The sequence below is a fragment of the Burkholderia sp. MSHR3999 genome, assembly GCF_000833595.1.
Classification (GTDB): domain Bacteria; phylum Pseudomonadota; class Gammaproteobacteria; order Burkholderiales; family Burkholderiaceae; genus Burkholderia; species Burkholderia ubonensis.
The window spans coordinates 944,201-971,185 of record NZ_JRFO01000001.1 but is presented as its reverse complement, the minus strand read 5'-3'; the positions used below and the strand labels follow the sequence as shown (position 1 = coordinate 971,185).

The 26,985-nt window shown below is 70.8% G+C and carries 18 protein-coding genes and 1 other annotated feature (1 of these 19 running past the window's edge); of the genes, 8 read left to right on the top strand and 10 right to left on the bottom strand.

What is annotated here, in order from left to right; translation table 11 throughout:
- Positions 1 to 3: 3 nt before the first annotated feature.
- The 4 genes from arfB to recC are packed head-to-tail and all read right to left on the bottom strand — an operon-like array spanning position 4 to position 9,663.
- Complete coding sequence (gene arfB / locus KY49_RS04630) at positions 4 to 408, bottom strand: alternative ribosome rescue aminoacyl-tRNA hydrolase ArfB (RefSeq protein WP_042583545.1); 405 nt, start codon at positions 406 to 408, stop codon at positions 4 to 6.
- Entirely contained in the window at positions 405 to 2,612 is a 2,208-nt protein-coding gene (locus KY49_RS04625; protein WP_042583544.1) for an AAA family ATPase, read from the bottom strand. Before KY49_RS04625 ends, arfB begins: the two co-directional genes overlap by 4 nt.
- The gene (gene recB, locus KY49_RS04620; RefSeq protein ID WP_042583543.1) at positions 2,609 to 6,328 is read right to left on the bottom strand and encodes an exodeoxyribonuclease V subunit beta; all 3,720 of its coding nucleotides are present in this window, start codon (positions 6,326 to 6,328) and stop codon (positions 2,609 to 2,611) included. The genes KY49_RS04625 and recB overlap by 4 nt, the downstream gene beginning before the upstream one ends.
- On the bottom strand, positions 6,325 to 9,663 hold the full coding sequence (gene recC, locus KY49_RS04615; protein ID WP_042583542.1) for an exodeoxyribonuclease V subunit gamma: 3,339 nt from the start codon (positions 9,661 to 9,663) through the stop codon (positions 6,325 to 6,327). Before recC ends, recB begins: the two co-directional genes overlap by 4 nt.
- Positions 9,664 to 9,848: 185 nt before the next feature.
- Between recC and KY49_RS04610 the strand changes: the two genes are divergently transcribed.
- Both KY49_RS04610 and KY49_RS04605 read left to right on the top strand, forming a co-directional pair.
- On the top strand, positions 9,849 to 12,140 hold the full coding sequence (locus KY49_RS04610; protein WP_042583541.1) for an FUSC family protein: 2,292 nt from the start codon (positions 9,849 to 9,851) through the stop codon (positions 12,138 to 12,140).
- A 240-nt stretch (positions 12,141 to 12,380) separates the two neighbouring features.
- The gene (locus KY49_RS04605) at positions 12,381 to 13,748 is read left to right on the top strand and encodes an amino acid permease (RefSeq protein ID WP_042583540.1); all 1,368 of its coding nucleotides are present in this window, start codon (positions 12,381 to 12,383) and stop codon (positions 13,746 to 13,748) included.
- 54 nt (positions 13,749 to 13,802) lie between these two features.
- Here KY49_RS04605 and KY49_RS38025 read toward each other — a convergent pair whose 3' ends face one another.
- Positions 13,803 to 13,967: a hypothetical protein gene (locus tag KY49_RS38025; protein ID WP_088500533.1), complete on the bottom strand. Its 165-nt coding sequence runs from the start codon at positions 13,965 to 13,967 to the stop codon at positions 13,803 to 13,805.
- 241 nt (positions 13,968 to 14,208) lie between these two features.
- Here KY49_RS38025 and KY49_RS04600 point away from each other — a divergent pair, with 241 nt between their 5' ends.
- Genes KY49_RS04600 through KY49_RS04590 form a run of 3 tightly spaced genes read left to right on the top strand, consistent with a single transcriptional unit; the run spans position 14,209 to position 17,699 of the window.
- A complete protein-coding gene (locus KY49_RS04600; protein WP_042583539.1) occupies positions 14,209 to 15,252 on the top strand; it encodes a Fe(3+) ABC transporter substrate-binding protein in 1,044 nt (347 codons plus the stop codon).
- Entirely contained in the window at positions 15,242 to 16,921 is a 1,680-nt protein-coding gene (locus KY49_RS04595; protein ID WP_042583538.1) for an ABC transporter permease, read from the top strand. The genes KY49_RS04600 and KY49_RS04595 overlap by 11 nt, the downstream gene beginning before the upstream one ends.
- Before the next feature lie 4 nt (positions 16,922 to 16,925).
- Positions 16,926 to 17,699, top strand: a complete 774-nt coding sequence (locus KY49_RS04590; RefSeq protein WP_042583537.1) for an ABC transporter ATP-binding protein — start codon at positions 16,926 to 16,928, stop codon at positions 17,697 to 17,699.
- A 56-nt stretch (positions 17,700 to 17,755) separates the two neighbouring features.
- Here the strand turns inward: KY49_RS04590 and KY49_RS04585 are convergent, their stop codons facing one another.
- From KY49_RS04585 to KY49_RS04565, 5 genes are all read right to left on the bottom strand, one after another.
- Positions 17,756 to 18,223 carry an Lrp/AsnC family transcriptional regulator gene (locus KY49_RS04585; protein WP_042583536.1) on the bottom strand — a complete coding sequence of 156 codons (468 nt, stop codon included), beginning with the start codon at positions 18,221 to 18,223 and terminating at the stop codon, positions 17,756 to 17,758.
- Between the two features lie 173 nt (positions 18,224 to 18,396).
- On the bottom strand, positions 18,397 to 20,868 hold the full coding sequence (locus tag KY49_RS04580; RefSeq protein WP_442854604.1) for a mechanosensitive ion channel family protein: 2,472 nt from the start codon (positions 20,866 to 20,868) through the stop codon (positions 18,397 to 18,399).
- A 148-nt stretch (positions 20,869 to 21,016) separates the two neighbouring features.
- The gene (locus KY49_RS04575) at positions 21,017 to 21,658 is read right to left on the bottom strand and encodes an NAD(P)-dependent oxidoreductase (RefSeq protein ID WP_042583534.1); all 642 of its coding nucleotides are present in this window, start codon (positions 21,656 to 21,658) and stop codon (positions 21,017 to 21,019) included.
- A 125-nt stretch (positions 21,659 to 21,783) separates the two neighbouring features.
- Positions 21,784 to 22,239, bottom strand: a complete 456-nt coding sequence (locus KY49_RS04570) for an Rrf2 family transcriptional regulator (RefSeq protein ID WP_042583533.1) — start codon at positions 22,237 to 22,239, stop codon at positions 21,784 to 21,786.
- A gap of 94 nt (positions 22,240 to 22,333) precedes the next feature.
- Complete coding sequence (locus tag KY49_RS04565; protein ID WP_415867398.1) at positions 22,334 to 22,741, bottom strand: hypothetical protein; 408 nt, start codon at positions 22,739 to 22,741, stop codon at positions 22,334 to 22,336.
- Between the two features lie 186 nt (positions 22,742 to 22,927).
- Between KY49_RS04565 and KY49_RS04560 the strand changes: the two genes are divergently transcribed.
- The 3 genes from KY49_RS04560 (at position 22,928) to KY49_RS04550 (ending at position 26,827) form a co-directional block, all read left to right on the top strand.
- Positions 22,928 to 23,263, top strand: a complete 336-nt coding sequence (locus KY49_RS04560; RefSeq protein ID WP_042583532.1) for a hypothetical protein — start codon at positions 22,928 to 22,930, stop codon at positions 23,261 to 23,263.
- A 252-nt stretch (positions 23,264 to 23,515) separates the two neighbouring features.
- A complete protein-coding gene (locus KY49_RS04555; RefSeq protein WP_042583531.1) occupies positions 23,516 to 24,709 on the top strand; it encodes an ammonium transporter in 1,194 nt (397 codons plus the stop codon).
- Between the two features lie 159 nt (positions 24,710 to 24,868).
- The gene (locus KY49_RS04550; protein ID WP_042583530.1) at positions 24,869 to 26,827 is read left to right on the top strand and encodes a PhoX family protein; all 1,959 of its coding nucleotides are present in this window, start codon (positions 24,869 to 24,871) and stop codon (positions 26,825 to 26,827) included.
- Positions 26,828 to 26,931: 104 nt separating this feature from the next.
- Positions 26,932 to 26,985, top strand: a sequence feature (AL1L pseudoknot) (it continues 82 nt past the right edge of the window).

Genomic DNA, 26,985 nt, shown 5'->3' with positions numbered 1-26,985 from the left:
GCGTCAATCCACGATCTTCCCCCGCCCGGACTTCACGACGCTGCGGCGCGCCTTGTGCTCCAGCCGCCGCTCTTTCGACGCGCGCGTCGGCCGGGTCGCGACGCGTGCGCGCGGCGTGACGGCGACGCTGCGAATCAACGCGTCGAGCCGCGCCAGCGCGGCTTCGCGGTTCCGCTCCTGGGTCCGGTGCTCCTGCGACTTGATCACGACGACGCCGTCGCGCGTGACGCGCTGATCGGACAGCGCGAGCAGCCGCTCCTTGAGCAGCGGCGGCAGCGACGACGCACGGATGTCGAAGCGCAGGTGAATCGCGCTCGACACCTTGTTGACGTTCTGTCCGCCCGCGCCCTGCGCACGCACCGCGGTCCATTCGATCTCGGCCGGATCGAGCGCATAGCGGATCATCATCGCGACGCCTCCGTGGCGCGCCGCGCGAGCGCCTCGGCGATGCGCGCCGACAGCCCCGAATCGCGCTGCGTGCGCGTCGCGATCGCCTGCGCGAGCACGCGGCGCCCGCCGATCACCTGCACGCGCGTGCGCGCCCGCGTCACCGCCGTGTAGACCAGCTCGCGCGTCAGCACGCGGCCGAACGTCGCCGGCAGCACGAGCGCGGCTTCGTCGAATTCCGAGCCCTGCGATTTGTGAACGGTCAGCGCGAACGCGGTCTCGTGCGGCGGCAGCGCGGCCGGCGACACCGCGCGCGCGGTGCCGTCCGCCCGCTTGAACCACACGCGCAGCACGCCCTGCGCGTCGGGCAGCGCGATGCCGATGTCGCCGTTGAACAGCCCGAGCGCATAGTCGTTGCGCGTCACCATGATCGGCCGCCCGGTGAACCAGTGCGCGCCGACTGCGAGCGGCACGTGCGCGGCGCGGCGCACGTGCGCCGCGACGAGCGCATTGACGTGTTCGGCGCCGCGCGCCCCGCCACGCGTCGCGCACAGGATCCGGAAGCGGTTGAGCGCGTCGAACAGCGGCAACGGGTCCGGCACGGCGGCGGCGAGCGCATCCCGCAACGCGTCCAGATAGGCGGAAAAGCGCCGCGCAAGGCGTTCGACGGTCGTCGCGGCGAGCGCGTCGCCGGCATCCTCGTGGAACGACGCGGCGGCCGCGTCGCTCGCCGGCAGCGCGTCGAGCGCCTCCGTCACGTCGCCGCGGCGGATCGCCAGCGACAGGCGGCCGATCGGCGAATCGAGCCCGAAACGGTAATTGCGCTCGAGCCACACGACGCAATCCGCGAGCGGCGCCGGTGTGATCGCTTCAGCGGCCTCGACGTCCTCCGGAGCAACGGAAATCATCGCCGCGACGCGCTGCGCGGCCCCGGCATCGAGCGGCGGCAACGCGGCCGCGTCGAGCCACGCGAGTTCGTCGGCCTCGATCCATGCGGGCGCGTCGTCGGCGTCGCCTGCGGCTTCGTCGGCCGTCGCCACGGCCGCCGGTGGCTCATCATCGAACAGCGACGCCTGGCGGGGGCCGGCCGGGGGCGGCGCGACCGGCGTGCGCCCGATCGCAGCCGCCGCCGCGGCTGCGTCAGGCTCGGCATCGGCCGGCGTCGGCAGCGCCGCGACGAACGCCGCTTCGTCGATGCCGAGCGCGTGCGCGATGCGCGCGCAAGCTGCCGCGCTGAACGACGGCCGCGCGCTCAGCTCGGCGAACACCGCGCCCGCCTCGACCGCGGCTAGCTGGTCCTTGTCGCCGAGCAGCACGAGCCGCGCGCCCGGCGCGAGCGCGTCGAGCAGATGCGCGGCCAGCGCGACGTCGATCATCGACGCTTCGTCGACGACGATCAGGTCGTATGGCAGCGGGTTGTCGCGATGATGACGGAACCCCGCCGCCCCGCCGCCGCCCAGCAGGCGGTGCAGCGTGTAGGACGTGTTCGGCAGGCGCGCGGCGAGTTCGGGCGGCAAGTCGCCGGCCCGCGCGTGCAGCGCTTCCTGCATCCGTTGCGCGGCCTTGCCGGTCGGCGCGGCCAGCGCGATGCGCAGGCCGGGATGCGCGTCGAGCAGGCACGCGAGCACGCCGACGACGGTGGTCGTCTTGCCGGTGCCGGGACCGCCGCTGACGATCGTCACGCGGCCCGTCAGCGCGACGATCGCCGCGACGCGCTGCCAGTCGGTTTCGCCGGTCGCCGGCCCGAAGTAGCGGGCGAGGCGCTCGCGCAGCACGTCGGGCGCCGGCGCGTCGTCAGCCGCCACCGCGCTCGCCTGCGCGACCAGCGCTTCGGCGAGCCGCCGTTCGTACGCGAAATAGCGCGCGAGGTAGAGACGATCGTGCCGGTCGACGATCAGCGGCCGCTCCTCGCCGCGCTCGAGTGCGCCGAACGCGGCGACGCCGCTCGCCGCGAGCGCCGCGCGGACGTCGGCGAGCGGTTCGTCGTAACGCTGCGCGAGCGCGCCGAGCGACACGCACACGTGTCCGCCCGCGGTCGCGCGGCTGGCCGCGAACGCGGCGCGCGCGGCCCAGCGCGCCGCCGCGGCCGGCGCGCCCGCGCGGCGCGCGAGATCGCCGATCCGGCGCGCGAAGCCTTCCGCGAGCGCAATGCCGAAATCCGCGGGCTCGGGCAGGCGTGCGACGAGGCCGCCGGTGAACTCGAGCGTATCGTCGGGCGTGCTCATGCGCGGCCCCCTTCCATCATCCGGTCGAGCGCGTCGACGAGCTCGCGCGCGGGCCGCCGCGCATGCACGCCGGCCGGCGCGCCGCCGCTGCGCCAGCCGGGCCGCACGCCGCGCACGAACAGGTACAGGTAGCCCGCGATATGCGTGTCGTAGTCGTAGTCGCGCAGCCGGCCGCGCAGGTAGCGATGCAGCGCGACCGTATAGAGCAGCGCCTGCAGGTGATACGCGTGATCGGCCATCGCCGCGTCGAGCGCGCGCGGGCCGTAGGCATCCGGCGTATTGCCGAGATGGTTCGACTTCCAGTCGACGATCCAGAACCGGCCGTCATGTTCGACGATCATGTCGATGAAACCCTTGATGTAACCGGCGAGCACGCCCGCCTCCAGCGCGACGTCCGGATACCCGTGCGCGACCAGCAGCCGGCGCAGCGCGCTCAGGTCCAGCGACGGCGCCGCGAACAGGAAGCCCATTTCATTGAGCCGCTTGGCCGGATCGAGCCCGGCCAGGCGCATGCCCGGCACGAGCTCGGTGCGCACGACGTCGTCGACGAGCCGCGCCATCATCGCGGGCAGCCGCTCGCCGAGCTCGGGCTCGGCCTCGACGGGCCGGTCGTGCAGCGCGCCGAGCGCGGCCGCGTGCCACGATCCCGGATCGGTGAAATCGCTCAGCTCGAACAGGCGATGCAGGCACTCGCCGGCCGCCGCGCCACGCGGAAACACGAGGATGTCGTCGTCGGGCGGCGCGGCCTCCGGCCACGCATCACCCGGATCGTCATCCGGCGCGAGCGCCGCGAGCGCGTCGTGATCGGGCCGCAGATCGTCTTCCGGCACGGCCGCGACGCCCGCCTCCTCGCGCGCCATCGACGCAGTCAGCGAACTGAAGCTCGCCATCCGCCACGCATCCCGCAGCAAGCGCGACGCCAGGCGCGCCGCCAGCGCCTCGTTCGCGTCGTGTCCGGCCGCAAGCCGCTCGCGGCGCGCGGGCACCGGCAGCGGCGCGACGCTCACGGAGCCGCCCGCGAGCGCGCGCCACGCCTGTTCGAGCGCCGCATCGTCGGGCGGCTCGTCGAGCCACGCGTCGAACGACCCGCCACCGCCGGCCACGAGCCAGTTGAGCACGCTGCGCCGCGATTCGCGCGTCGAGCGCGACGACAGGTACGGCCCCGCGACGAGATAGCAGCGGTAGACCGCGCGCGTGAGCGCCACGTAGACGAGCCGCGCGCGCTCCGCCGCCTGCTCCCGCAACGCCTGTCGCGCCGCATGGTCGGCGGCCGCGTCGTCGCAGCCGTAGTGCAGCACCGCATCGCCCGCTTCGTCGTGATATTCGCGCGCGTCCGGCAACCCGGACGCGAACGGTTCGCGCAGCGCGCCGTCGTTCAGGAACGGGCAGAACACGATCGCGTATTCGAGCCCCTTCGATTTGTGCACGGTCACGATCTGGACGAGGTTGCGATCGGATTCGAGGCGCAGCTGCGCATCCTCGCCGCCGCCGTCGAGCCGTTGCGCGGCCAGCCAGCGCAGCGTCGGCGCGATGCCCGGCTGCGCCGACGCGCGCGCCTGCGTCAGCTCGGCCAGATGGTTCACGTCCGTCACGCGGCGCTCGCCGTCGGCGCCCGCCATCAGCCGCTCGGCGATCCGCAGCTCGCGCGTGAACGTGCGCCACATCACCGCGAAGCCGCGCTCGCGCCACACCAGGCGGTAGCGCGAAAAGCGCTCGACCCAGCTCATCGCATCGGCGCCGTTGGCGGCGCCGACAGTGGCGGCGTCCGCGCCGGGCGCATCATCGCCGCCCTGCTCCATCCGCCACAGCGCGTGAGCATCGAGGCCGAACCAGTCCGACGCCAGCGCCGCGCGCAGCCGCCGCAGGTCGCCCGGCGCATCGATCGCCGCGAGCACGCGCTCGAGCTGCTCGGCGTCGCCGGTCGAGAACACCGATGCCTGCGCGAGCTCGACGCTGCCGATCCCCCATCGCGCGAGCTCGCGCTTCACGAGGCTGCCCTGCTTGTGCGTCTGCACGAGCACCGCGACGTCGCCCGGCGACAGCGGCGTGTCGCCGAGCCGCACGCGGCCGTCGCGCGCGCCGCGCATCAACCGGGCGATCTCCGCCGCGCACGCCTGCGCGGCATACGCTTGCGCATCGCGCTTGAGCCACACGCCGTCGCCGTCCGGCAGCGTCCAGATCCGGAAGTCGCCCGCCGGGCCCGCATCCGTCTCGTCGGCCAGCGGCGCGCGCACGCGCGTGCCCGCGCGCACCGGGTAGTAGTCGAGCCCGTCGAGCACGAACGCGCGCGGGTTCGACTGGAAGAAGCGGTTGCACGCATCGACGATCGCCGGCGTCGAGCGCTGGTTGACCGCGAGCGTGTAGCATGCGCTCGCCCGCGCGCGCGCGGCCAGGTACGTATGCAGATCCGCCGCGCGGAAGCTGTAGATCGCCTGCTTCGGATCGCCGACCAGGAACAGCGGCCCGCCTGGCGCGAAGATCCGGTCGAAGATCGCGAACTGCAGCGGATCGGTATCCTGGAACTCGTCGATCAGCGCGGCCGGATAGCGCGCGCGCAGCGTGTCGGCGAGCCACGGATGCTCGTGCAGCGCGTGATACAGGTTCGCGAGCAGATCGTCGAACGACACGATGCGCCGCGTGCGCTTGCGTTCGGCCAGCTCGCGCGGCGCGTCGTCGAGCCACGCGGCGATCAGCGCGAGCCAGCGCGCGCGCTGCACGGCCTCGGCGGCGGCCACCGCCGCGTCGAGCGCGTCCGCGATCTCGAAGAACGGATGCACGGGCGTCGCGCCGCCCTTCTTCGTCGCCTTGACGAGCGCCGTATGCGTCAGCTTCAGCGCGGCCTTCGGCAGCGCGGCCGTCGCATCGGCTTGCGCGAAATGCGCGGCCCACGCGTCGAGCGCATCGGCGATCGCCTCCGGCTTGTGCGAGCGCTGGTTGAGCGCCGGCTGCGCGGCGCGCAGCAATGCGTCGAGCGCGTCGCGCTCGGCCGCCCATATCCGGGCCGCCTCCGCGAAACATTCCGCCGCGGCCGCTTCCGCCGTTTCGTCCGGCTCCGCGACGCCGTCCCAGCGCAACGCGGCGAGCGGCTTCTTCAGCCGGCGCGCGAGCTGCGCGTCGAGCGCGGCCGGGCCCGCGCCGGATTCGACGAGCCACGCGGCGAAGCCCGGCCAGCGCGCCGCCATCGGTTCGACGCGGGTGCGCCAGAAATCCGCCGCGAGCTCGAAGCGCAGCGCCGCATCGTCGGCCTGCATCTCGAACGCGAACGGCATCGCGGCCGCGAACGGGGCCTCCTGCAGCGCGCGCTGGCAGAATGCGTGGATCGTGTGAATCGCCGCCTGGTCGAACGCGCGCAGCGCGCGCCGGATCCGTTTCGCCGCCGTCTCGGGATCGAGCACGCCGCCGTCGCCGAGCGTCGTGTCGACGAGCCGCGCGATGAACGGATCGCCGCCGTCGTCGCCGGTGTCGAGCGCGTGCGCGAGCTGCGCGAGCCGGCCGCGGATGCGCTCGTGCAGCTCCGCGGTCGCGGCCTTCGTGAAGGTCACGACGAGAATCTGGTCCGCGCCGAGATCCTTCTCGAGCAGCAGGCGCACGTACAGCGCGCAGATGTTCCAGGTCTTGCCGGTGCCCGCCGACGCCTCGATCTGGTTGACGCCGTCCAGCGGACAGGCGAACACGTCGAGCTCGAGCGACGCGTGCGGATGCGATGCGCCGCTCATGCCGCCTCCCTCAGGTGTTCGACGAGCGGCTCGAACACGAGCCGCGCGAGCGTGCCGAACGGCTCGTCGAGCGACGGATTCGCGCCGCGCCACGCGATCGCGAGCGCGGGATCGTCGGCTTCGCTCACGACCCGGTCGTTGATCCACACGCTTGCCGCCTTCGCTTCGCTATCGGTCGCCCAGGCCCACGCGCTGCGCGGAAAGAAGCGCAGCGGCATGCGCCGGCCGGCCCTGAACAGCGCGGCGAGCGGCGCGAGGCGCTCGAGCGGCGCCGCGACGGGCGTCAGCTCGAACGCGCCGCCGCTGCCGAACCACAGCGTGCGGCGCGGCCCGTCCGGCACGGCCGCGCAGTAGACGAGATGCGCGAGCCACGCGGACAGGTAGTCCCGCGCGCTCGGCCGCGCATAGCGGAAGATGACCTGCCCCGCGGCCGTCACGCGATTCAGCGTGCCGTGCAGCGCGAGCGGCGCGGCCGCCGCGTCGCGCGACAGCGCCGCGTCGAACGGGCCGAACAGCGCCTGCTCCGCTGCGGGCCACGCCGGCGCGACCTCGATCGAGAACGGCAGGCGTTCGGCGCCGTCGGCGAGCGCCTGCCGCACGTTCGTCGCCAGTTGCGTCAGCGAGCCGAGCGCCTGGTCACGCCAGACGGCCCCGGTCGCGCCGCCCGGCAGCTCCGGGCTCGCGTCGGCGATCCGCAGCGCATGGTCGCGCGCGCGCGCGTCGCCCGATTCGATCAGGAGCGGCAGCACGCGCTCGGCGAGCGCGTCGCTGCCCGCGTAGTCGAGCGCGAACGGCTCGGTGTCGAGCAGTTCGGCCTGCGCGTCCGCGAGCACGATGCCGAGGCGCTCGCGCAGCAGCGCGCGCGCCGGGTGACGCCAGAAGCGCTCGAAGTCCGCGAACGCGACCGGCTCGACGGGCTCGGCCGGCAGCGGCTGCACAAAGAACGCCGTGGCGCGCGCGCCGTCGCGCGACGGCTCGGCGGCCAGCAGCGCGGCGAGCGACGCCCGTTCCGCGTCATAGGAAAACAGCGGCCCGTCCGGCCGGAAATACGCGGCGGCGAACGGCTGCAGCGGATGCTCGACGAGGAATGCGCGACGCGCGGCGTCGACCGCGTCCGGCGCGGCGTCGGGACCTGCCGCGACGAGCGCGAGATGGTCGAGCAGCTCGTCGACGAGCGCGGCCGGCGGCAACGGCGCGTTGTCGCGGATGCTGCGCCCCGTGTAGGCGATCATCAGCCGGTCGCGCGCGCCGAGCACCAGGTCGAGGAACAGGTTGCGCTCGTCGTCGCGCCGCTGCCGGTCGCCGAGCTTCGGCAGCACCCCCATCAGGTCGAACTCGTCCGCGCGCGCGAGGCTCGGCAACACGCCGTCGTCCATCCCGAGCAGGCACACGATCCGGTACGGCAGCCCGCGCAGGCTCGTCAGCGACGAGAACGTCACGCCGCCCCACGGCACCCCGCCGCGGGCGGGATCGTCGAGCGCGGCGGCCAGCCCCGCGCGCACGACGGCCGCGGGCAGCCGTTGTTCGGGCGCGCCCTCCGCCATCGCCGCGAGCATCGCGTCGAGCGCGTCGCGCACGCCCGCGAGCGCGTCGGCATAAGCGGCGCCGGAATCGAAGAAGCGCGCGAGCGTATCGGCGAACAGCTCGCTCCACGCGCGCGGCGCGTGCGGCTCCGACACTCGCCGCGCGAACCCGTCGAGATCGTCGGTGAAGCGCGCGAGACGGCCGAGCAGTTCGGCCTCGCTGCCGGTCGCGGCCTCGATCGGCAGCCAGCCGCCGACCGGCGCCGCGCCGTCCGGCATCGCGTAGCCGAGAAAGAGGCGTGCGAGCGCATCCGAGAACGTATGGCGCGGCGACGGCACCAGCGCATCGTCGCTGGCTTGCGGCGCGAGCCCGCGGCGCGCGCCGGCGGCCGCAAGCCAGGTCTGCACGGTTTCGAGCGCGGCCGCGTCGATGCCGTAGCGCGCGGCCACCGCATCGACGCGCAGCCATTCGACCAGCTCCGGCGCGCCGACCTGCCGTTCGGGCAGCGCGAGCCAGTCGAGCAGCACGCGCGCGACCGGGTTCGCCTGCGACGGCGGCAGGCCGGAAATCCGGTACGGGATGCGCGCGCTGCCGGCGCCGGACGTGCCGAACACCGCGTCGATCAGCGGCCCCGCCGCGGCGAGATCGGCCACCGCGACCAGCACGTCGGACGGCCGCAGGCTGTCGTCCGCGTCGAACCATGCGAGCAGGCGGTCGTGCAGCACCTCGAGCTGGCGCGCGAGACTGTGGCACACGTGCACCTCGATGCCATGCTCGGCCGGCGGCTCGCCGAGCTCCGCCTCGGGCTGCAGGTCGAGGATCGCGTTCTGGATCCGCGCAAGCCACGTCGGCGCGGGATTGCCGACGTAGCGCGACGCATCGCTCGACGCCGCGCTTTCGGTCAGCTCGTGCAGCATGTGCAGCTGCGCCTGCGTCTGGCGGCCCCATTCGGCGAGCAGCGGGTGCCCGACTTCCTGGTAGTCGAGCCGCCCCGCCGCGTCGAGCGACTCGGCGTGCGCGGCGGTGACGATGTCGAACCAGAATTCGCGGCACGGATTGAGCGCGTAGATGCGCACGTCGATCCACCGCGACAGCTCGCGCAGCAGCGCGACGTGCAGCGGCGGCATCGTCGGCAATGCGAACACGCTGACCGATTCCGGCCAGTCCGCGCGCGCGACGGTGTCGAGATCGAGATGCCGCGCGTCGCCGAGGAAGCGGTGCGCGGGCGGCGTGCCGCTGTCGCTCAGCTCCGCGAGCAGCGCGCGCCACAGCGCCGCCTGCCAGCGCTCGTCGTCGCGCGCCGCGTCGCCGATTCCGCGCGGCGCGCCGTCGCCCGCGAGCACCGACTCGCCCGCCTGCCACGCGGCGAGCCATTCGGGACGATAGGTCAGGTAATGATCGAGCACCGTCGCGACGCGCTGCGCGAGCTCGTAGCGCATCGCGTCGTCGGACGCGGACAGATATCCGGCGAGCCGCGGCGACGCAAGCCAGGGCGCATCGCCGCTCGCCTGCGCGAGCAGCCGGTAGCAGCGCCACACGAGGCGGTCGGGCGCGAACGGCGAACGCTCCGGCACCGTCATCACGCGGCCGATCTGCGCCCACAGCCACTGCGCGAGATAGGTGAACTCGACGTTCGCGCACACGCCGTGGCGCTCGGCGATGTCGAGCTCGAGTCGGCGGCGCAGCGCCGCGCTCGGCACGATGATCTGCTGAGGCGCCCACGGCGCGTTGCGGGCCGGGAACGCGGCCAGGTCGTCGAGCAGCGCGTCGGCCAGCGTTTCGTGACGGTTCGAATAGAAGAGATGGAGCATGAAACAGGCGTCGGGACGTCGCGCCGGCCGGGCCGGGCGAACGGAAGCACCAAGGATAGCAAAGGGCCGCCGCAAAGCGTATCCGTCGAACGGCCAGGGGCTTGGGCCCCGCGAAATACGATAGACTCGTCGCCAGTCTCGATGCCGCCCTGGCGTCGTCTCGTCGTCAGCCATTCCGACCATCGATGCGCTATTCCGTCGAAATCAGAAAGTTTCTTTACAGCCAGTATTTTTTCGGTGGCCTGCGCATCGCGATCGGCGTATCGCTGCCGGCCGTGCTGTGCCTGATCGTGTTCAACAACCGCGAGATCGGCTTCACGATCTCGACCGGCGCGCTCGGCGCCTGCGTCGTCGACATGCCGGGCCCGCTCAAGCACAAGCACAACGAAATGCTCGCGTGCAGCGTGATCGGTTTTCTCGCCGCGCTCGCGACGGGCCTCGCGACGCCCAACATCTTCGCGCTGTGGCTGACGATCGTGCCGCTCACGTTCGTGCTGTCGCTGATCGTCGTGTACGGCAACCGCTGGCCGCAGATCAGCTTCGCGACGCTGTTCATGATGGTGATGACGCTCGAGGAGAAGCTCACGCCGCTGCAGGCGTTCGTCAACGCGGGCTGGATTCTCGCGGGCGGCCTCTGGTACACGTACTGGGCCACCGTCGTGTCGAGCTGGCAGGCGCGCCGGATCGAGCAGCAGGCGCTCGCCGAGAGCCTGTTCGCGTGCGCCGACTACCTGCTCGCGCGCGCCGCATTCTACGACCTCGACGCCGATCTCGACGAGTGCTATCGCAACCTGGTCGCGAAGCAGATCACCGCGGTCGAGACGCAGGAAACCGCGCGCGACATCGTGCTGCGCAACCTGCCGAAGCTGCGGCGCGGGAAGCTCGACCCGGGCCGCGTGACGATGTACAACCTGTTCATCAACAGTGTCGACCTGCACGAGCTGTTCGTCGGCGCGCACACCGACTATCCGCTCGTGCGCAACACGTTCGGCGGCTCGGACCTGATCATCTTCTACCGCGACCTGATCCGCAAGGCGGCCATCGACCTCGAGCAGATCGGCCTCGCCGTGCTCGAGAACCGCGCGCCGCATTCGCGGATCAGCGTGAAGGCCGAGCTGCGCGCGATCGAGTATGAAATCGAGCTGATGCGCAAGAAGAACTTCCCGACCACCAACGCGGAAGCGTACGCGGCGGTGCTCGCGACGTTCCGGCGCATCTGGAGCGCGACGCGCCTGATCGACCGGATGCGCCGCAACCTGTCGGGCCGCGCCGATCCGCAGCAGACCGAACTGCGGATCGACAAGGCGCTCACGCGCTTCCTGCAGCGCCGCAGCGTGTCGCCGCTGCTGATCTTCTCGAACCTGAACATGCGCTCGCCGAGCTTGCGCCATGCGCTGCGCGTGACGATCGCGGTCGCGGTCGGCTTCTGGCTCGGGCGGCTCCTGCCGCTCACCAACGCGTACTGGATCGTGATGACGACCATCATCATCCTGAAGCCCGGCTACTCGCTGACCAAGCAGCGCAACACGGCGCGTATCGTCGGCACGCTGATCGGCTGCGCGGCGAGCGTCGCGCTGATCTACACGGTCAAGGATGCGCACCTGCTGATCGCGATCATGTTCGGCTCGATGGTGATGAGCTACAGCCTGCTGCTGTTCAACTACGCGGCGAGCGTCGTGTTCACGTCGGCATACGTGCTGCTGATGTTCCACCTGCTCGCGCCGGGCAACATGGCGATCATCGGCGAGCGCGCGATCGACACCGTGGTCGGCTGCATGATCGCGATCGCCGCGAGCCGGCTGTTCCCGTACTGGGAATACCGGCTGATGGGCAAGCAGGTCGCCGACATGCTGACGGCCACCCGCAAGTACTTCCAGGCCGCGTGGCGCGCCGGGCGCGGCACGTCCGCGCCGGCGGTGCCGACCGCCGACGGCGCGGCCGTCGTGCCGGTCGTCGCCGCGGCGGTCGAGACGCCGGCCGCCGGCCTCGACGACGATTATCCGTACCGCCTCGCCCGCAAGAACGTGCACATCGCGTTCGCGAACCTCGGCCAGGCGTTCCAGCGGATGATGATCGAGCCGAAGGCGCACCAGCGCTTCGTGCCGGAGCTGAACGACCTGCTCGTGCAGACGCACGTGCTCGGCGCGCAGATCACGGCCGCCGCGCCGCTGATCCGCAACGCGTGCGCGGCCGGGCCGGGCGCAAGCCACGGCGACACGCTCGAACGCGGGCTCACCGCGATCCTCGAGAACCTCGAGAAGGCCGAGGCCGGCGAACCGCCGCCCGCGCACCAGCTCGAGGCCACCAAGCAGATCACGCGCGAGCTCGACGCGATGGTGGTCGCCGCCGAGCAGTCCGACGCGGTCGGCGCGGAGCTCACGCACGACCTGAAGGTGCTCGCGCACCAGTGCAAGCAGATGCTCGCGTCGTCGCTGCTGATCCGCAAGGATGCGAGCGTCATCCGCCTGCCCGCATGACGTTTGCCGCCGCGGGCCGGCCCGCGGCGTTTCCCGATAAAACGAAGCCCCACGCATGACCTGCCCGCCCCGCGCGCACGCCGCAAGCCATTCCGTCCGGTACGCCAGTCAGGGAATACCCGATTCCAGCCACCCGGCCCCGCTTGTTATCATTCGTCCACGACTAAGTTGTATAGACAACTTGAGACGACCGGACCGGCCCGTTCGACCGGTCCGTCGCAAAACGATATCGGAGACTCGATGAAGAACTTGCAGCGCCACCTGAGCGCGCGGCACATCCGCTTTCTCGCGCTGGGCTCGGCGATCGGCACCGGCCTCTTCTACGGCTCGGCGTCCGCGATCCAGCTCGCTGGCCCGGCGGTGATCCTGGCTTACATCCTCGGCGGCGCGGCCGTCTACATGGTGATGCGCGCGCTCGGCGAGATGGCCGTGCGCGAGCCGGTTGCCGGCTCGTTCGGCCACTACGCGACCGAGAACCTCGGCCCGTTCGCGGGCTTCGTCACCGGCTGGACCTACACGCTCGAAATGGTGATCGTCGCGATCGCGGACATCACCGCGTTCGGCATTTACATGGCCTTCTGGTTTCCGGGCGTGCCGCAGTGGATCTGGGTGCTCGCGGTCGTGACGATCATCTGCGGGCTCAACCTGTGCCACGTGAAGGTGTTCGGCGAGCTCGAGTTCTGGCTGTCGATCATCAAGGTCGGCGCGATCGTCGCGATGATCGGCGGCGGCGTCGCGATCCTCGCGACCGGCATGCGCATCGGCCACGCGGCCGACGCGCCGTCGTTCGCGAACCTGTGGAATCACGGCGGCTTCCTGCCGAACGGCATCGGCGGGCTCGTCGCGTCGCTGTCGGTCGTGATCTTCGCGTACGGCGGCATCGAGGTGATCGGGATGAGCGCCGGCGAGGCGAAGGACCCGGAGCGCGTGATCCCGCGCGCGATCAACGCGGTGCCGGCGCGGATCCTGCTGTTCTACGTGCTGACGATGGTCGTGCTGATGTCGATCAGCCCGTGGACGACCGTCGGCAACGGCGGCAGCCCGTTCGTGCAGATCTTCTCCGCGCTCGGCGTGAAATCGGCGGCGACGATCCTCAACCTCGTCGTGATCAGCGCGGCGATCTCGGCGATCAACAGCGACATCTTCGGCGCGGGCCGCATGATGTTCGGGATGGCGCGGCAGGGCCAGGCGCCGCGCGTGCTGACGAAGACGTCGCGGCACGGAGTGCCGTGGGTCACGGTGCTCGTGATGGCCGGCGCGCTGTTCGTCGGCGTGCTGCTCAACTACCTGATGCCGAAGGACGTGTTCCTGATGGTCGCGGCGATCGCGACGTTCGCGACCGTTTGGGTGTGGCTGATGATCCTGCTGTCGCAGGTCGCGATGCGGCGGCGCCTGTCGGCCGCGGAAGTCGCGGCGCTGAAGTTCAAGGTGCCGCTGTGGCCGGTCGCGCCGGCGCTGACGATCGCGTTCATGGGCTTCGTGATCGCGATGCTCGGCTGGTTCGAGGACACCCGCATCGCGTTGGTGGTCGGCGCCGCCTGGCTCGTGCTGCTCGCGGCGGTCTTCTTCACGCGGCTCCGGCCGAAATTCGCCGCTGCGTCACGTTGACGCACGGTTGACGCACACACGCGGCGCCCTGCTTCGGCGGGCGCACGCGCCGCGTCAGTGCGCGGCCGATGCGCTCGACGCGACGGCCGGGTGCGCGTCGTCGTACGCGCGCTTCTCCGAGATCGCGTTATAGAGGATCGTGCCGATCACGAGCAGCACGGCCACGACGATCAGGATGCTCACGTTGCGTACAGGGTTCTTCTTGCGCTGATCGCTCATAGTCCGGCCCGGCTCCGTCAAATTCATCGAAGCGGGCATTCTACGCGCTTGCGCGCGCGTTGCCGCGCATTTCCCCACTCCCGCCGCCCTCCCTTCTCCGCACCCGCCCAAGCTTTCATTTGATAATCGTTCCCATTTCGATCTAGAATCCTGAGTCTTTCATTATGTAATGTTCCGGGCCGATCGAACGGCAGGCGCGGCCCGGCGCGCCCTCTTCGTCCGCCTGCCTCACGGAGCTCCCATGTCGCACTCGCGCACCCGCCTGCTTCCGCTCGTCGGCGCCATCGCCTTCGCCGCCGCCGCGTTCGCACCGCTCGCCCACGCCGCCGAGGAAGTCAGCCTGTACACCACCCGCGAGCCGAAGCTGATTCAGCCGCTGATCGACGCGTTCACGAAGCAGAGCGGCATCAAGGTCAACACGGTGTTCGTGAAGGACGGCCTGCTCGAGCGCGTGAAGGCGGAAGGCGGCCAGTCGCCGGCCGACGTGCTGATGACGGTCGACGTCGGCAACCTGCTCGATCTCGTCGACGGCGGGCTCACGCAGCCGGTGCGCTCGAAGGCGCTCGACGACGCAATTCCCGCGAACCTGCGCGGCGCGCAGGGCGACTGGTATGCGCTGTCGCTGCGCGACCGCGTGCTGTACGTCGAGAAGGACCTGAAGGTCGACGCGTTCCGCTATGAGGATCTCGCCGATCCCAAGTGGAAGGGCAAGGTCTGCATCCGCTCCGGCCAGCACCCGTACAACACGGCGCTCGTCGCCGCGATGATCGCGCACGACGGCGAGGCCGCGACCGAGAAATGGCTGCGCGGCGTGAAGGCGAACCTCGCGCGCAAGGCGACGGGCGGCGACCGCGACGTCGCGCGCGACATCCTCGGCGGCATCTGCGACGTCGGCCTCGCGAACGCGTACTACGTCGGCCACATGAAGCACGCCGAGCCGGGCACCGACGCACGCAAATGGGGCGACGCGATCAAGGTCGTGCGGCCGACCTTCGCGAACGAGAAGAGCGGCGGCACGCACGTCAACATCAGCGGCGCGGCGGTCGCGAAGCACGCGCCGCACAAGGCCAACGCGGTCAAGCTGCTCGAATACCTCGTGTCGCCCGACGCGCAGACGCTGTATGCGCAGGCGAACTACGAGTATCCGGTGCGCGCGAACGTGAAGCTCGATCCGGTCATCGCGAGCTTCGGCACGCTGAAGGTCGATCCGCTGCCGCTCGCGGAAATCGCGAAGTACCGCAAGCAGGCCAGCCAGCTCGTCGACAAGGTCGGCTTTGACAACTGACGCCCCGCTCGCGCCCGCGCGCCGCGTGCGGCGCACGCCGCGCCTGAAGGGCGGCGTGTGGCTCGCCGCGGCGCTCGCGATCGCCGCGGCGGTCGCGGCGCCGCTCGCCACGCTCGTCGGCGCCGCGTTCGATGCCGACCTCGCGCACTGGCGGCATCTCGCCGAATTCGTGCTGCCGCAGGCGCTCGCGAACACGCTGCTGCTGCTCGCGGGCGTCGGCGCGATCGTCACGCTGGTCGGCACCGGCTGCGCATGGCTCGTCACCGCGTACGACTTCCCGGGGCGCCGCGCGCTGACCTGGGCGCTGCTGCTGCCGCTCGCGGTGCCGACCTACATCGTCGCGTTCGCGTATCTCGACCTGCTGCACCCGATCGGCCCCGTGCAGGGCGCGATCCGCTGGCTGCTCGGCTTCGACAGCCCGCGCCAGTTCCGCCTGCCCGACCTGCGCTCGCTGCCCGGCGCGATCTTCGTGCTCGGCTTCGTGCTGTATCCGTACGTGTACCTGAGCACCCGCGCGATGTTCGTCACGCAGTCGGCGAGCCTGCTCGAAGCCGCGCGCACGCTCGGCGCGGGACGCATCGCGACGTTCTGGCGGGTCGTCGTGCCGCTCGCGCGGCCGGCGATCGCGGTCGGCGTCAGCCTCGCGCTGCTCGAGACGCTGAACGACATCGGCGCCTCGGAATTTCTCGGCGTGCAGACGCTGACCGTGTCCGTCTACACCACCTGGATCACGCGCTCCGATCTCGCCGGCGCCGCACAGATCGCGCTCGCGATGCTCGCGATCGTCGTCGGCATGATCGTGCTCGAGCGCTACGGGCGCCGCCGCCAGCGCTATGCGCACGGGCGGCGCATGCGCCCGCTCGCGCCGCGCCGCCTGAGCGGCCCGGCCGCGTGGGGCATCGCCGCGCTCGGCTGGCTGCCGGTGCTGCTCGGCTTCGGCGCGCCGGCCGCGTATCTCGCGGTCGAAACGGGCAAGCGGCTGCATCTCGTCGGCGGCGTGTCCGCGCAGCTGCTGACGGGGCTCGCCAACACGCTGACGATCGCGCTCGCCGCGACCGCGGCGACGCTCGCCTGCGGGCTGGTCGTCGCATGGGCCGCGCGCGCGCAGCGCGACAGCGCGGGCACGGGCCCGGCGCGCGTGGGCGCGCGGATCGCGAGCCTCGGCTACGCGGTGCCGGGCACGGTGCTCGCGATCGGCCTGCTGCTGCCGCTCGCGGCCGCCGACCGCGCGATCGGCGCGGCGCTGGGCCGCGACGGGCTGATCCTGATGGGGTCCGCGGCCGCGCTCGTGATCGCGTACACCGTGCGCTTCCTCGCGATCTCGGCCGGCAGCATCGAAGCCGGCCTCGCACGCATCCCGCCGTCGCTCGAACAGGCGGCGCGCTCGCTCGGCGAAACCGCGGGCGGCACGCTGCGGCGCGTGCACTTGCCGCTGTTGCGGCCCGCGCTGACGACGAGCGCGCTGCTGGTGTTCGTCGACGCGATGAAGGAACTGCCCGCGACGCTGCTGCTGCGCCCGCTCAACTTCGACACGCTCGCGACCTGGCTGTATGCGGAGGCTGCGCGCGGCACCTACGAGGAAGGCGCGGTTGCCGCGCTCGCGATCGTGCTCGCCGGGCTCGTGCCCGTGATCCTGCTCGCCCGCACCCGCCACCAGATCGGAGCCTGACACCGTGAACCTGCTCGAACTCGACGCCCTCACCCTCGCCTACGACACGCCGCACGGCCCCCGCACGGTGGTCGACGGGCTAAGCCTCGCGCTGGCCCGCGGCGACATCGGCTGCCTGCTCGGCGCATCCGGCTGCGGCAAGACGACCGTGCTGCGCGCGATTGCCGGCTTCGAGCCGGTGCGCGCGGGCCGCATCCTGCTGGACGGCGCGCCCATTGCGACGCCGACGCTCGACGTGCCGCCCGAGCGGCGGCGCATCGGCATGATGTTCCAGGATTACGCGCTGTTCCCGCACCTGAGCGCCGCGGGCAACGTCGGGTTCGGGCTGCGGCGGCAGCCGAAGGCCGCGCGGCGCGCGCGCGTCGCGCAGATGCTCGAACTCGTCGGCCTCGCGGATGCCGCCGGCGCGTATCCGCACGAGTTGTCCGGCGGCCAGCAGCAGCGCGTCGCGCTCGCCCGCGCGCTCGCGCCGTCGCCGGAGCTGCTGCTGCTCGACGAGCCGTTCTCGAATCTCGACGTGGATACCCGCGAACGTCTCGCGTTCGAGGTGCGCGACATCCTGAAGGAAACCGGCCACACGGCGATCGTCGTCACGCACAACCAGGCGGAAGCCGTCGCGCTGGGCGACCGGATCGGCGTGATGCACGAAGGCCGCCTCGCGCAGTGGGACACGCCGTATGTGCTGCGTCACGAGCCGGCCGACGCGTTCGTCGCGTCGTTCGTGCGCGACGACGCGCTCGCCGACGAGCGCCGGCGCGCGCTCGCGCGCGGCTGCTGACGCGCCGCCCGGCCGATCGCGCCGAAGTAACGAAGCGCGGCCGTCAGCGCGAACGGCTAAGCGCCGTCGTCCGCGCGCACCGGCAGCGCGGTCGAGTACTTGATCTGCTCCATCGCGAACGACGAGCTGACGTCGAACAGCGGCACCGAGCGGATCAGCTGCTTGTAGACGCGGTCGTAGTCGTCGATGTCGGCCACCACGACGCGCAGCAGGTAATCGGTCTCGCCGCTCATCCGGTAGACCTCGACGACTTCCGGCATGTCGCGCACCACCTGCGTGAAGCGCTGCGCCCATTCCTCGGTGTGCTGGTTCGTCCGCACCGCGACGAACACCGTCGTGCCGACCCCCAGCTTGCGCGGATCGCACAGCGCGACCTGCGCGCGGATCGCGCCGGTTTCCTTGAGCCGCTGCACGCGCTTCCAGCACGGCGTCTGCGACAGGTTCACGCGCTGCGCAAGCTCCGCGATCGGCAGCGTGGCATCCGCCTGCAACAGCTCCAGCAGCTTGCGATCGATGGCATCCATTTCCCCGGTTCCTCGTGTATAGAAATTTATTCTATGCACACTTCGTTCGGGGGAACAATATGAAAAACCGCTTCTCGGCGTCGAACGGTATAAATACCGACATGCGAGTGCGGCGCGCGTACACGCGAATCCTGGTCAGGGCGTAGCGGAAGTCACCCGCCCATCGCGGCGGCTCACACGCCGCCGTCGTCGCGCGCGGCCCGCGCCGTTGCCGCTGCCGCCGCCGCTGCCGCCGCCGCTGCCGGCCCGGACGCCAACGGTTCATTGGCCGCCCCGGCCTCGCCAGCCCCGACGACCGGCCCTTCGACCGTCCCGTCTTCCGCCGTGCCGCGCGGCGACGGCGACACCACCTGCATCTGCGGCACCGGAATCGCGATGCCTGCCGCTTCCATCCGCGCTTTCACGCGCGCGTTGAACGCGCGCATCACGGTCGACTGCTGCAGCGGCTGCGTGCGAATCTGCCCCTTGAAGATCAGCCAGTTCGGCTCGAAGCGGTCGAGCCCCCACACCTCGACGCCGCCCAGCATCAGGCGCCGCACCGTGAAGTCGCTCCACAGGTCGGCGCCCGCGTCGCGAATCAGGTGCGTGATCTCGTCGACGTCGGCGGACAGCGGCGCGCGCACCTCGAACACCGCATAGCCGAAGTCGCGCGACAGGTTCTTGACGATCTTGATCTGCGAGAACGGAATCGCGTGCAGCGCGCCCTGCCCGTCGCGCAGCCGCACGGTGCGGATCGACAGGTGCTCGACGGTGCCCGCGTGGCCGCCGTCGACGTCGATCCAGTCGCCGACCGAGATCGTGTCCTCGACGATGATGAACAGCCCGGTGATCAGGTCGGACACGAGCGACTGCGCGCCGAAGCCGACCGCGAGGCCGATCACGCCCGCACCCGCGAGCAGCGGCGTGACGTTGATGCCGAGGTTCGCCGCGGTAACGACCGCGGCGATCGTGAGGATCGTGACGAACACCACGTTGCGCACGAGCGGCAGCATCGTGCGTGCGCGAACGCTCGGATTGCGGCCGCGGCGCGCGGCCGCCGAATTGAGCGCCTCGAGGATCGCCGTATCGACGATGATCCACGTGAGCCACGACACGAACCACGTGATGACGATCGCGGACATCGCCTGCGCGATGCCGCGCGCCGCCACGCTATGCTCGACGACGCGCGCGATCGAGATGCCCCACAGCCGCGACGTCAGCTCGACGTAGCCGAGCCAGACGAACAGCGTCATCAGCGAGCCGGCGAAGCGCACGAGCCGCGCGACGTACGCGGACTGGTTGCGCCGCACGCGGCGGTGCGCGGGGTTCGGACGCGTGACGCGCAGTACGACCGCCGACAGGAAAAACGCGAGCACCAGCAGCAGCGCGGTGACGATCGACGTCTGCAGCAGGTTCGACGACGTGCGGCTGCCCGCCAGCGTGCCGAATACCGCGGCGAACGCGAGCAGCAGCACCGGCACCGGCCAGATCCACGCGGCGAATTCGGCCATCTCGGTCGTCGCGCGATGGCCGGTGCGCAGCGCATAGCTGCGGTTGCGGATCAGGTGCGCGACCGGGCGCCGGAACGCGAGCGCGAAATACGCGCACAGCGTGGCCGCGATCATGTTCGCGACCGTCGCGATCAGGCCCGCGAGATTGGTGCCGAGCAGATGCGCGACGTCGTAGTTGAGCGCCGCGTCGCCGAGCGCGCCGAACGCGCCGATCACGCGCAGCAGGCGCCACGATCGCTCGATCAGCACGCGCCCCGCCGCGCGGCGGTGGCCGGCGCTGAACAGCGCGAACATGATCAGGCACAGCGCCGCGAACACCGAGCCCGCCACGATCGCATACGCGATCACGAGCGCGACGGTGCGGCCGAGCGATTCCGGCAGGTTGCGCGCGATCGACAGCACGAGCACGAACGCGATGATCCACGGGCCGACCCGGCGCAGCGCGAACATCAGCATCTCGTGCGCGCTCGGGTTCGGATTCAGCCTGACGGCCACGCCCAGGCGCGCGGCGAGCCGCTGCTGCACGGCAATCAGCGCGACCGCGCACGCCCCCCAGCCGACCAGCAGCAGCGCGCAATCGAGCAGGGTCATGCCGAACGATTCGGGGCCGTGGCCGCTCACGATCGTATAGAACTCGTTGCCGGCCGCCGTGAAGCGCCCCGCCCAGTAGTGCAACGGCGAATCGCCCTGCTTCATGCTCGATTCGACGGACGCCATCCCGGACGCGATCGCGCCCCACAGGCCAGCGTTCGCCGCCGACGGGGCCGATGCGGCGGAAGCCGCCTGCGCGGTCTGCGCGACGTCGCGCAACGCCTTGAGCTGCGACACGAGCGCGGTCCGCTGCCGATCGTTGTCGAGCATGCGGATCACGGAATTGAACGACTGGGCGATCTCGGCGGCGCTCGCCGGCGACGGCGTGGAAGCCGCCGCGGCGCCCGACGCGGCCGCCGCGCCGGAGGCCGCCGACGCGGGCGCCTCGGCAACCGCGGGCGCGATCAGCTTCTGGAACGTCGCGAGCCCGGGCACGGTCGCCGCCGGCGCGGGCTGTGCGAACCCGACCCCGAACACGAGACCGAGCGCGACGGCGCACGTCGTGAGACGAGGCGCAACAAGGGGCCGGACCGGCCGGCGCACTGTGACAAGGCAGGACAGCAAAACGACACAACAGGCCGTTACTGCCCAGCCCAGAAATTGCAAGGAGAACGAAAGCAAATTGCGATCCTGTCTGGGGAAGCACGGATCGCCTAGTGTAGCGTCAACCGGCGGCGCCCCCGCCAAAACGGGCCGCGCCGCCGTCTGCCGCTCAATACGCGGCGGTCGCGATCTCGCGCACGAAGCTGCCCTGCTCGAGCGCGTCGACGAATGCGATCGCGTAGTCTTCGGCCGAAATCTTGCTGTCGCCGTTCGCGTCGACGATCAGCTTGCCGACGCCGGTGCGGAACGTGCCCGTGCGCTCGCCCGGGGCGATCAGCGCGGCCGGCGCGAAGAACGTCCAGTCGAGATCGCCGACGCTGCGCAGGTACGTGAGCGCATCGCGGTGCGCGAGCGCGACCGCCTTGTACGCGTCCGGGAAGCCTTCGGCGTCGACGAGCTGCTTGCCCGGCGCGACTTCGAGCGAGCCCGCGCCGCCCACCACGACGAGCCGCTTCAGGCCGGCCTGGCGCACGCCGGCGACGAGCGCCTCGGTGGCCGCGATCACCTTCGCCGGATCGTCTTGCTTCGGGCCGTACGCGCTCGCGACGACGTCGTGGCCCGGCAGCGCGGCCGCGATGCTCGCCGGATCGAACAGGTCGGCGGCCTTCGCGGTGATGCCGTCGCCGCCCGCGCCCGGCGTGCGCGACAGCGCCGTCACACGGTGCCCGCGCCGCGCGGCTTCCGCGGCGATGCGCGAGCCGATCATGCCGGTTGCGCCGAACAGGGCGATGTTCAAGGTACGTTGCGTCATGTCGATTCTCCAGAAAGAAACATATGTAACTTAGTTAATTACATATAAGACCGAAAAAAATGGGGTGATCCACCCCGTTGCACCGGCCACGCGCGGCGCGGCCGGCTCACTGCTCCATCATTCGCTCATCCGCCGGCGCCGGCCCGATCGAGCCGAAGCTGCTCGGAATTCAGCACGTCGGCCGTCACGTCGGTCAGCGTGCGGGTGGCGAGCGATGCTTCCATCGCGCGCTGCGCGTCGCCGATGTAGTCGGTCAGCACGCCCTGGATGTGCCGCCCGACGAGACACGCCGGATTCGGCGCCTCGCGATGCAGCGCAAACAGCTGCGCGTCGTCGACCGCCCGGTACACGTCGAGCAGCGTGATGCTGTCCGGCTCGCGCGCCAGCAGCGCGCCGCCGCCCGCGCCGAGCTGGGACGTCGTAAGCCCGGCCGCCGCGAGCATCGACAGCAGCCGGCGAATCAGCGCCGGATTCGTGTTCACGCTGCCCGCGATGATGTCGGACGACAGCGGCACGCCCTCCTGCATCGACAGCAAGGCGAGCACGTGAACGGCAAACGCGAATCGGCTGCTGGTATTCATTCGTTGCTCACTCGAGCGCCGCCGGTCCGAACCGGCTGCCGGCGACAATGTGTAACCATGATAATTACATTTTGCGGATCGTGCAAGCGTCCGCTCACTGGCCGCTGGCAGGCTTGGTGGCGGATGCGCCCTGCTGGCTCCATTGCTGGAGCTTGCGCCCGGCTTCCGCGAGCTTCGCGCCGGCTTCGGACGCGGCGTGCGCGACGACCGCGGACGCCGCCGCGTCGATCTGCGCCTGCGCGGCGGACGCGAGGCCGCTCGCGGAAAGCGGCGGCACGGCGGACGCCGCGGACGCGATGCCGGCCTTCGCCGCGCTCGTCATCTGGTCGATTGCCTGCGTCGCGTGCTTCGCCGCGTCGGCAGCCGCGCTCGCGGCCGTGTCGGGTTGCGCGGGCGCGCCGGACTTCTCGCATCCTCCGAGCAGCAGCGCCGCGCACGCGGCGGCAACCGCCAGCGCGGGCCCGCGCCCGCTCACTCGCCATTCACTTACCTTCATCTGCATTCTCCGGCCACGCGCCGCGCGGCCTTTCTGGTTGAAACGACGTCGATGATACCGCCGATGCGAGCCGCATTTCGCTCACTCCGGGTTAAAAACGGCTTTCAATTTCGGATTTATCCGATTCAATCGTGCGAGCGATCGCCCTAAAGTGAAGTCCCTCCGACCCGCATCGCCCGCGATCCGCAATTCATGGACTTCCTCGTCGACTGGCTCATCATCCTGGCGGCCATGCTGGCCGTCGCCTGGTTCCTGTGCCTGCGCGCGCCGTGCTCGCGCCACCCGCCGGAAATCGGCCGCGCACGCCGCATCGAATCCGCGCGCCTGCTCACGCAGGGCATTCTCGGCTTCTGGACGGCCGCGCTGATCGTCGCGCGCGAAATGCTGGCCGCCGACAGCGCCGACGCGTCCCAGGTCGGCTTCGCGGCGATCGCATTCGCCGCGCTCGGGCTCGCGGCTGTCGCGGCGTACTGGTGCGTCTGCGCCGTGCGGCTGCGCCGCCCGCGCCTGTTCTTCCGGCGCTCCTGACGCGCCAGGCCGGTGCGCGATGCCGCACGATCGCGCACCATCGCGCGCCTCGTCCGCACCAGATCGGAACGTTCCGCACCACGCCCGTGCGATCGACGCCGCCACGCCCGGGCAGCCGCCGCTCCCCGGTGCGCGCGCATCGCGCCGGCGCCCCATCCGGCAGCGCGCGCCGCACCAATTCCACGCAGCCGTTCACCAGCTTGGCTCGATTTTTGCGTTCCTCGCCCTCTTTTTGAGCAAGGAAGCCTCGGAATGGATGGTCTGAAATCCGGCGTCGACACGCTGTTCCTGTTGATCGGCGCCGTCATGGTGCTCGCGATGCACGCGGGCTTCGCGTTCCTCGAGCTGGGCACGGTGCGCAAGAAGAACCAGGTCAACGCGCTCGTGAAAATCCTGGTCGACTTCTCGGTGTCGACCATCGCGTACTTCTTCATCGGCTATACGATCGCGTACGGCGTCGAGTTCTTCGACGACATCGGCACGCTGTCGCAACACAGCGGCTATGCGCTCGTGCGCTTCTTCTTCCTGCTGACGTTCGCCGCGGCGATTCCGGCGATCATCTCCGGCGGCATCGCCGAACGCGCGAAATTCAACCCGCAGCTCGTCGCGACGCTGATCATCGTCGGCTTCGTCTATCCGTTCTTCGAAGGCATCGCGTGGAACGAGCGCTTCGGCATCCAGGCGTGGCTCGCGCACGCGTTCGGCGCGCCGTTCCACGATTTCGCGGGCTCGGTCGTCGTGCACGCGTTCGGCGGCTGGGTCGCGCTGCCCGCCGTGCTGCTGCTCGGCGCGCGCCACGGCCGCTACGGCAACGACGGCCGGATCGCCGCACACCCGCCGTCAAACATCCCGTTCCTCGCGCTCGGCGCCTGGGTGCTCGCGGTCGGCTGGTTCGGCTTCAACGTGATGAGCGCGCAGACGCTCGACAAGGTGAGCGGCCTCGTCGCGCTGAATTCGCTGATGGCGATGGTCGGCGGCACGCTCGCCGCGTGGCTGGCCGGCCGCAACGATCCGGGCTTCACGTACAACGGCCCGCTTGCGGGGCTCGTCGCGGTCTGCGCGGGGTCCGACGTGATGCACCCGATCGGCGCGCTCGCGACCGGCGCCGCGGCCGGCGCGCTGTTCGTCGCGATGTTCACCTGCGTGCAGAACAAGTGGCGCATCGACGACGTGCTCGGCGTGTGGCCGCTGCACGGGATGTGCGGCGCGCTCGGCGGCATCGCGGCCGGCGTGTTCGGGCTGCCCGCGCTCGGCGGCCTCGGCGGCGTCGCGTTCGGCTCGCAGGTCATCGGCACGCTCGGCGGCATCGCGATCGCGCTCGCCGGCGGCACGCTCGTCTACGGCGCGCTGAAGGCGACCGTCGGCCTGCGCCTCGACCGCGAGGCGGAATTCGACGGCGCCGACCTGTCGATCCACCGCATTTCGGCGACGCCCGAGCGCGACTGAGATTCGAGCGAATGCTCGACCACCCTACAATTTCTATTCAAAAAACTTTCATCTGGCGTCCCTACACTTCAGTCCAGTTTTCAATTCGCCTTCGCGTGGCTTGCGATCGCAAGCCACGCGAAGGCGACGACGCTTCCAACAACCGAAACTGGACTCCACATGCCCGCGTTGCCCAATGCTTCCCGTCGCCAGGCCCTGAAGATTCTCGCCGGCGCACCCATGCTTCCCCTTTCCGGACTCGCGCTGCCCGCCCTGCTGACGGGCTGCGGCGGCGACGACAATGCGGCCGCGACACCGGCCGCCGCGGCATTCGCCGCGGCGAGCTTCGCATCGATGGCGGCGCCCACGCTCGACAACCCGGCGGCCATGGCGACGACGACGGTGGGCTCGACGCTGTCGGTGTCCTTCTCCGACGGCACGTCGCGCAACTTCAAGCTCGCCTACCGGCCGTTCTTCGCAACGGGCGACCTGGTGCCGGACGGCAAGGGCGGCACGACGCTCGCGGGCGGCTACTACGACATCAACAACCAGCCGATCATCGACCGCTCGGTCGCGGGCAAGGAGCGCCAGTTCTATTCCGACTGCCCGGACGGCAGCTCGCTGCTGACGCTGAAGAACGCGAACGTGCCCGGCGTGAAGGGCAACACGGTGTTCGCGGTCGTGCAGTTCGAATACACGACGCGCGACCAGGCGAGCGTGTCGCAGTACGGCCAGCTGCCGTCGCCGATCGCGGTGCTCACGCTCGACCAGGACCCGGCGAGCGGCGCGCTCAAGCTCGTCAAGTACCACAACGTCGACACGTCGAAGGCGCACGGCCTGTGGATCACCTGCGGCGCGAGCCTGTCGCCGTGGGGCACGCACCTGTCGAGCGAGGAATACGAGCCGGACGCGACGAAGGCCGCGACCGACGCGCAATTCAAGGCATTCAGCCGGAACACGTTCGGCGACGAGACGAAGGCCAACCCGTATCACTACGGCCACCTGCCCGAGATCACCGTGAACCCGGACGGCACCGGCACCGTGAAGAAGCACTACTGCCTCGGCCGCATCTCGCACGAGCTGATCCAGGTGATGCCGGACCAGCGCACCGTGATGATGGGCGACGACGCGACCAACGGCGGCCTCTTCATGTTCGTCGCGGACAAGGCGGCCGACCTGTCGGCGGGCACGCTGTACGTCGCGAAGTGGACGCAGACGTCGTCGGCGGGCGCCGGCTCCGCGACGCTCGCATGGCTCAAGATCGGCCACGCGACGAGCGCCGAGATCGAGGCGCTCGCGAACACGCTGAAGGCGTCGGACATCATGGACGTCGCGACGGCCGATCCGGCCGACGCGAGCTACACGAAGGTCCACTTCGGCGGCAAGTTCAACTGGGTTCGCGTCAAGCCGGGCATGGAAAAGGCCGCCGCGTTCCTGGAGACGCACCGCTACGCGGCGCTGCTCGGCGGCAGCATGGCGTTCACGAAGCTCGAAGGCACGACGGTGAACGCGAAGGACCAGATCGTCTACACGGCGATGTCGCGGATCGAGACGTCGATGGTCAAGGGCAACGCGGTGTCGCGCGACGTCGCGCTCGACAAGAAGATCGCCGCGGGCGCGGTTTATGCGCTGAACCTGAAGGGCGGCCAGCGCGACGCGTCGGGCGCCGCGATCGACAGCGACTGGGTGCCGGTCGACATGAGCGCGCCGGCCGCGCTGGTCGGCGAGGACCTCGCCGCCGCGGACGCGCTCGGCAACCTCGCGAACCCGGACAAGATCGCGAACCCGGACAACCTGAAGTTCTCGGAGAAGCTGCGCACGCTCTTCATCGGCGAGGACTCGGGCATGCACGTGAACAACTTCCTGTGGGCGTACAACGTCGACACGAAGGCGCTCACGCGCGTGCTGTCCTGCCCGGCCGGCGCCGAATCGACGGGCCTGCACGCGGTCGACGAGATCAACGGCTGGACCTACATCATGAGCAACTTCCAGCACGCGGGCGACTGGGAGTCGCCGCTGCACGACAAGGTCAAGCCGACCCTCGATCCGCTCGTGCGCGCGAACTTCAAGGACCGCTTCGGCGCGAGCGTCGGCTACCTGACGGCCGAGCCGACCAGCATCAAGCTCGCGAAGGCCTGACGCCCTGCACCGGTTCCCGTCGCCGACGGGAACCGCCCCCTGCTTCATCACGTTTCATTCGTGGCGCTACGCCGCTTCATGCGCGATGCCCCTTGCGGGCGTCGCGCTTTTTTTTCGCCTGTGGCGGGCGCGCACTATTGGCGCACATCAAAGCTTGT

Excerpts from the sequence above, each read along its gene's own strand:
- arfB (WP_042583545.1), bottom strand. The coding sequence starts at position 408 with ATGATGATCCGCTATGCGCTCGATCCGGCCGAGATCGAATGGACCGCG.
- KY49_RS04625 (WP_042583544.1), bottom strand. The coding sequence starts at position 2,612 with ATGAGCACGCCCGACGATACGCTCGAGTTCACCGGCGGCCTCGTCGCA.
- recB (WP_042583543.1), bottom strand. The coding sequence starts at position 6,328 with ATGAGCGGCGCATCGCATCCGCACGCGTCGCTCGAGCTCGACGTGTTC.
- recC (WP_042583542.1), bottom strand. The coding sequence starts at position 9,663 with ATGCTCCATCTCTTCTATTCGAACCGTCACGAAACGCTGGCCGACGCG.
- KY49_RS04610 (WP_042583541.1), top strand. The coding sequence starts at position 9,849 with ATGCGCTATTCCGTCGAAATCAGAAAGTTTCTTTACAGCCAGTATTTT.
- KY49_RS04605 (WP_042583540.1), top strand. The coding sequence starts at position 12,381 with ATGAAGAACTTGCAGCGCCACCTGAGCGCGCGGCACATCCGCTTTCTC.
- KY49_RS38025 (WP_088500533.1), bottom strand. The coding sequence starts at position 13,967 with ATGAGCGATCAGCGCAAGAAGAACCCTGTACGCAACGTGAGCATCCTG.
- KY49_RS04600 (WP_042583539.1), top strand. The coding sequence starts at position 14,209 with ATGTCGCACTCGCGCACCCGCCTGCTTCCGCTCGTCGGCGCCATCGCC.
- KY49_RS04585 (WP_042583536.1), bottom strand. The coding sequence starts at position 18,223 with ATGGATGCCATCGATCGCAAGCTGCTGGAGCTGTTGCAGGCGGATGCC.
- KY49_RS04575 (WP_042583534.1), bottom strand. The coding sequence starts at position 21,658 with ATGACGCAACGTACCTTGAACATCGCCCTGTTCGGCGCAACCGGCATG.
- KY49_RS04570 (WP_042583533.1), bottom strand. The coding sequence starts at position 22,239 with ATGAATACCAGCAGCCGATTCGCGTTTGCCGTTCACGTGCTCGCCTTG.
- KY49_RS04565 (WP_415867398.1), bottom strand. The coding sequence starts at position 22,741 with ATGCAGATGAAGGTAAGTGAATGGCGAGTGAGCGGGCGCGGGCCCGCG.
- KY49_RS04560 (WP_042583532.1), top strand. The coding sequence starts at position 22,928 with ATGGACTTCCTCGTCGACTGGCTCATCATCCTGGCGGCCATGCTGGCC.
- KY49_RS04555 (WP_042583531.1), top strand. The coding sequence starts at position 23,516 with ATGGATGGTCTGAAATCCGGCGTCGACACGCTGTTCCTGTTGATCGGC.
- KY49_RS04550 (WP_042583530.1), top strand. The coding sequence starts at position 24,869 with ATGCCCGCGTTGCCCAATGCTTCCCGTCGCCAGGCCCTGAAGATTCTC.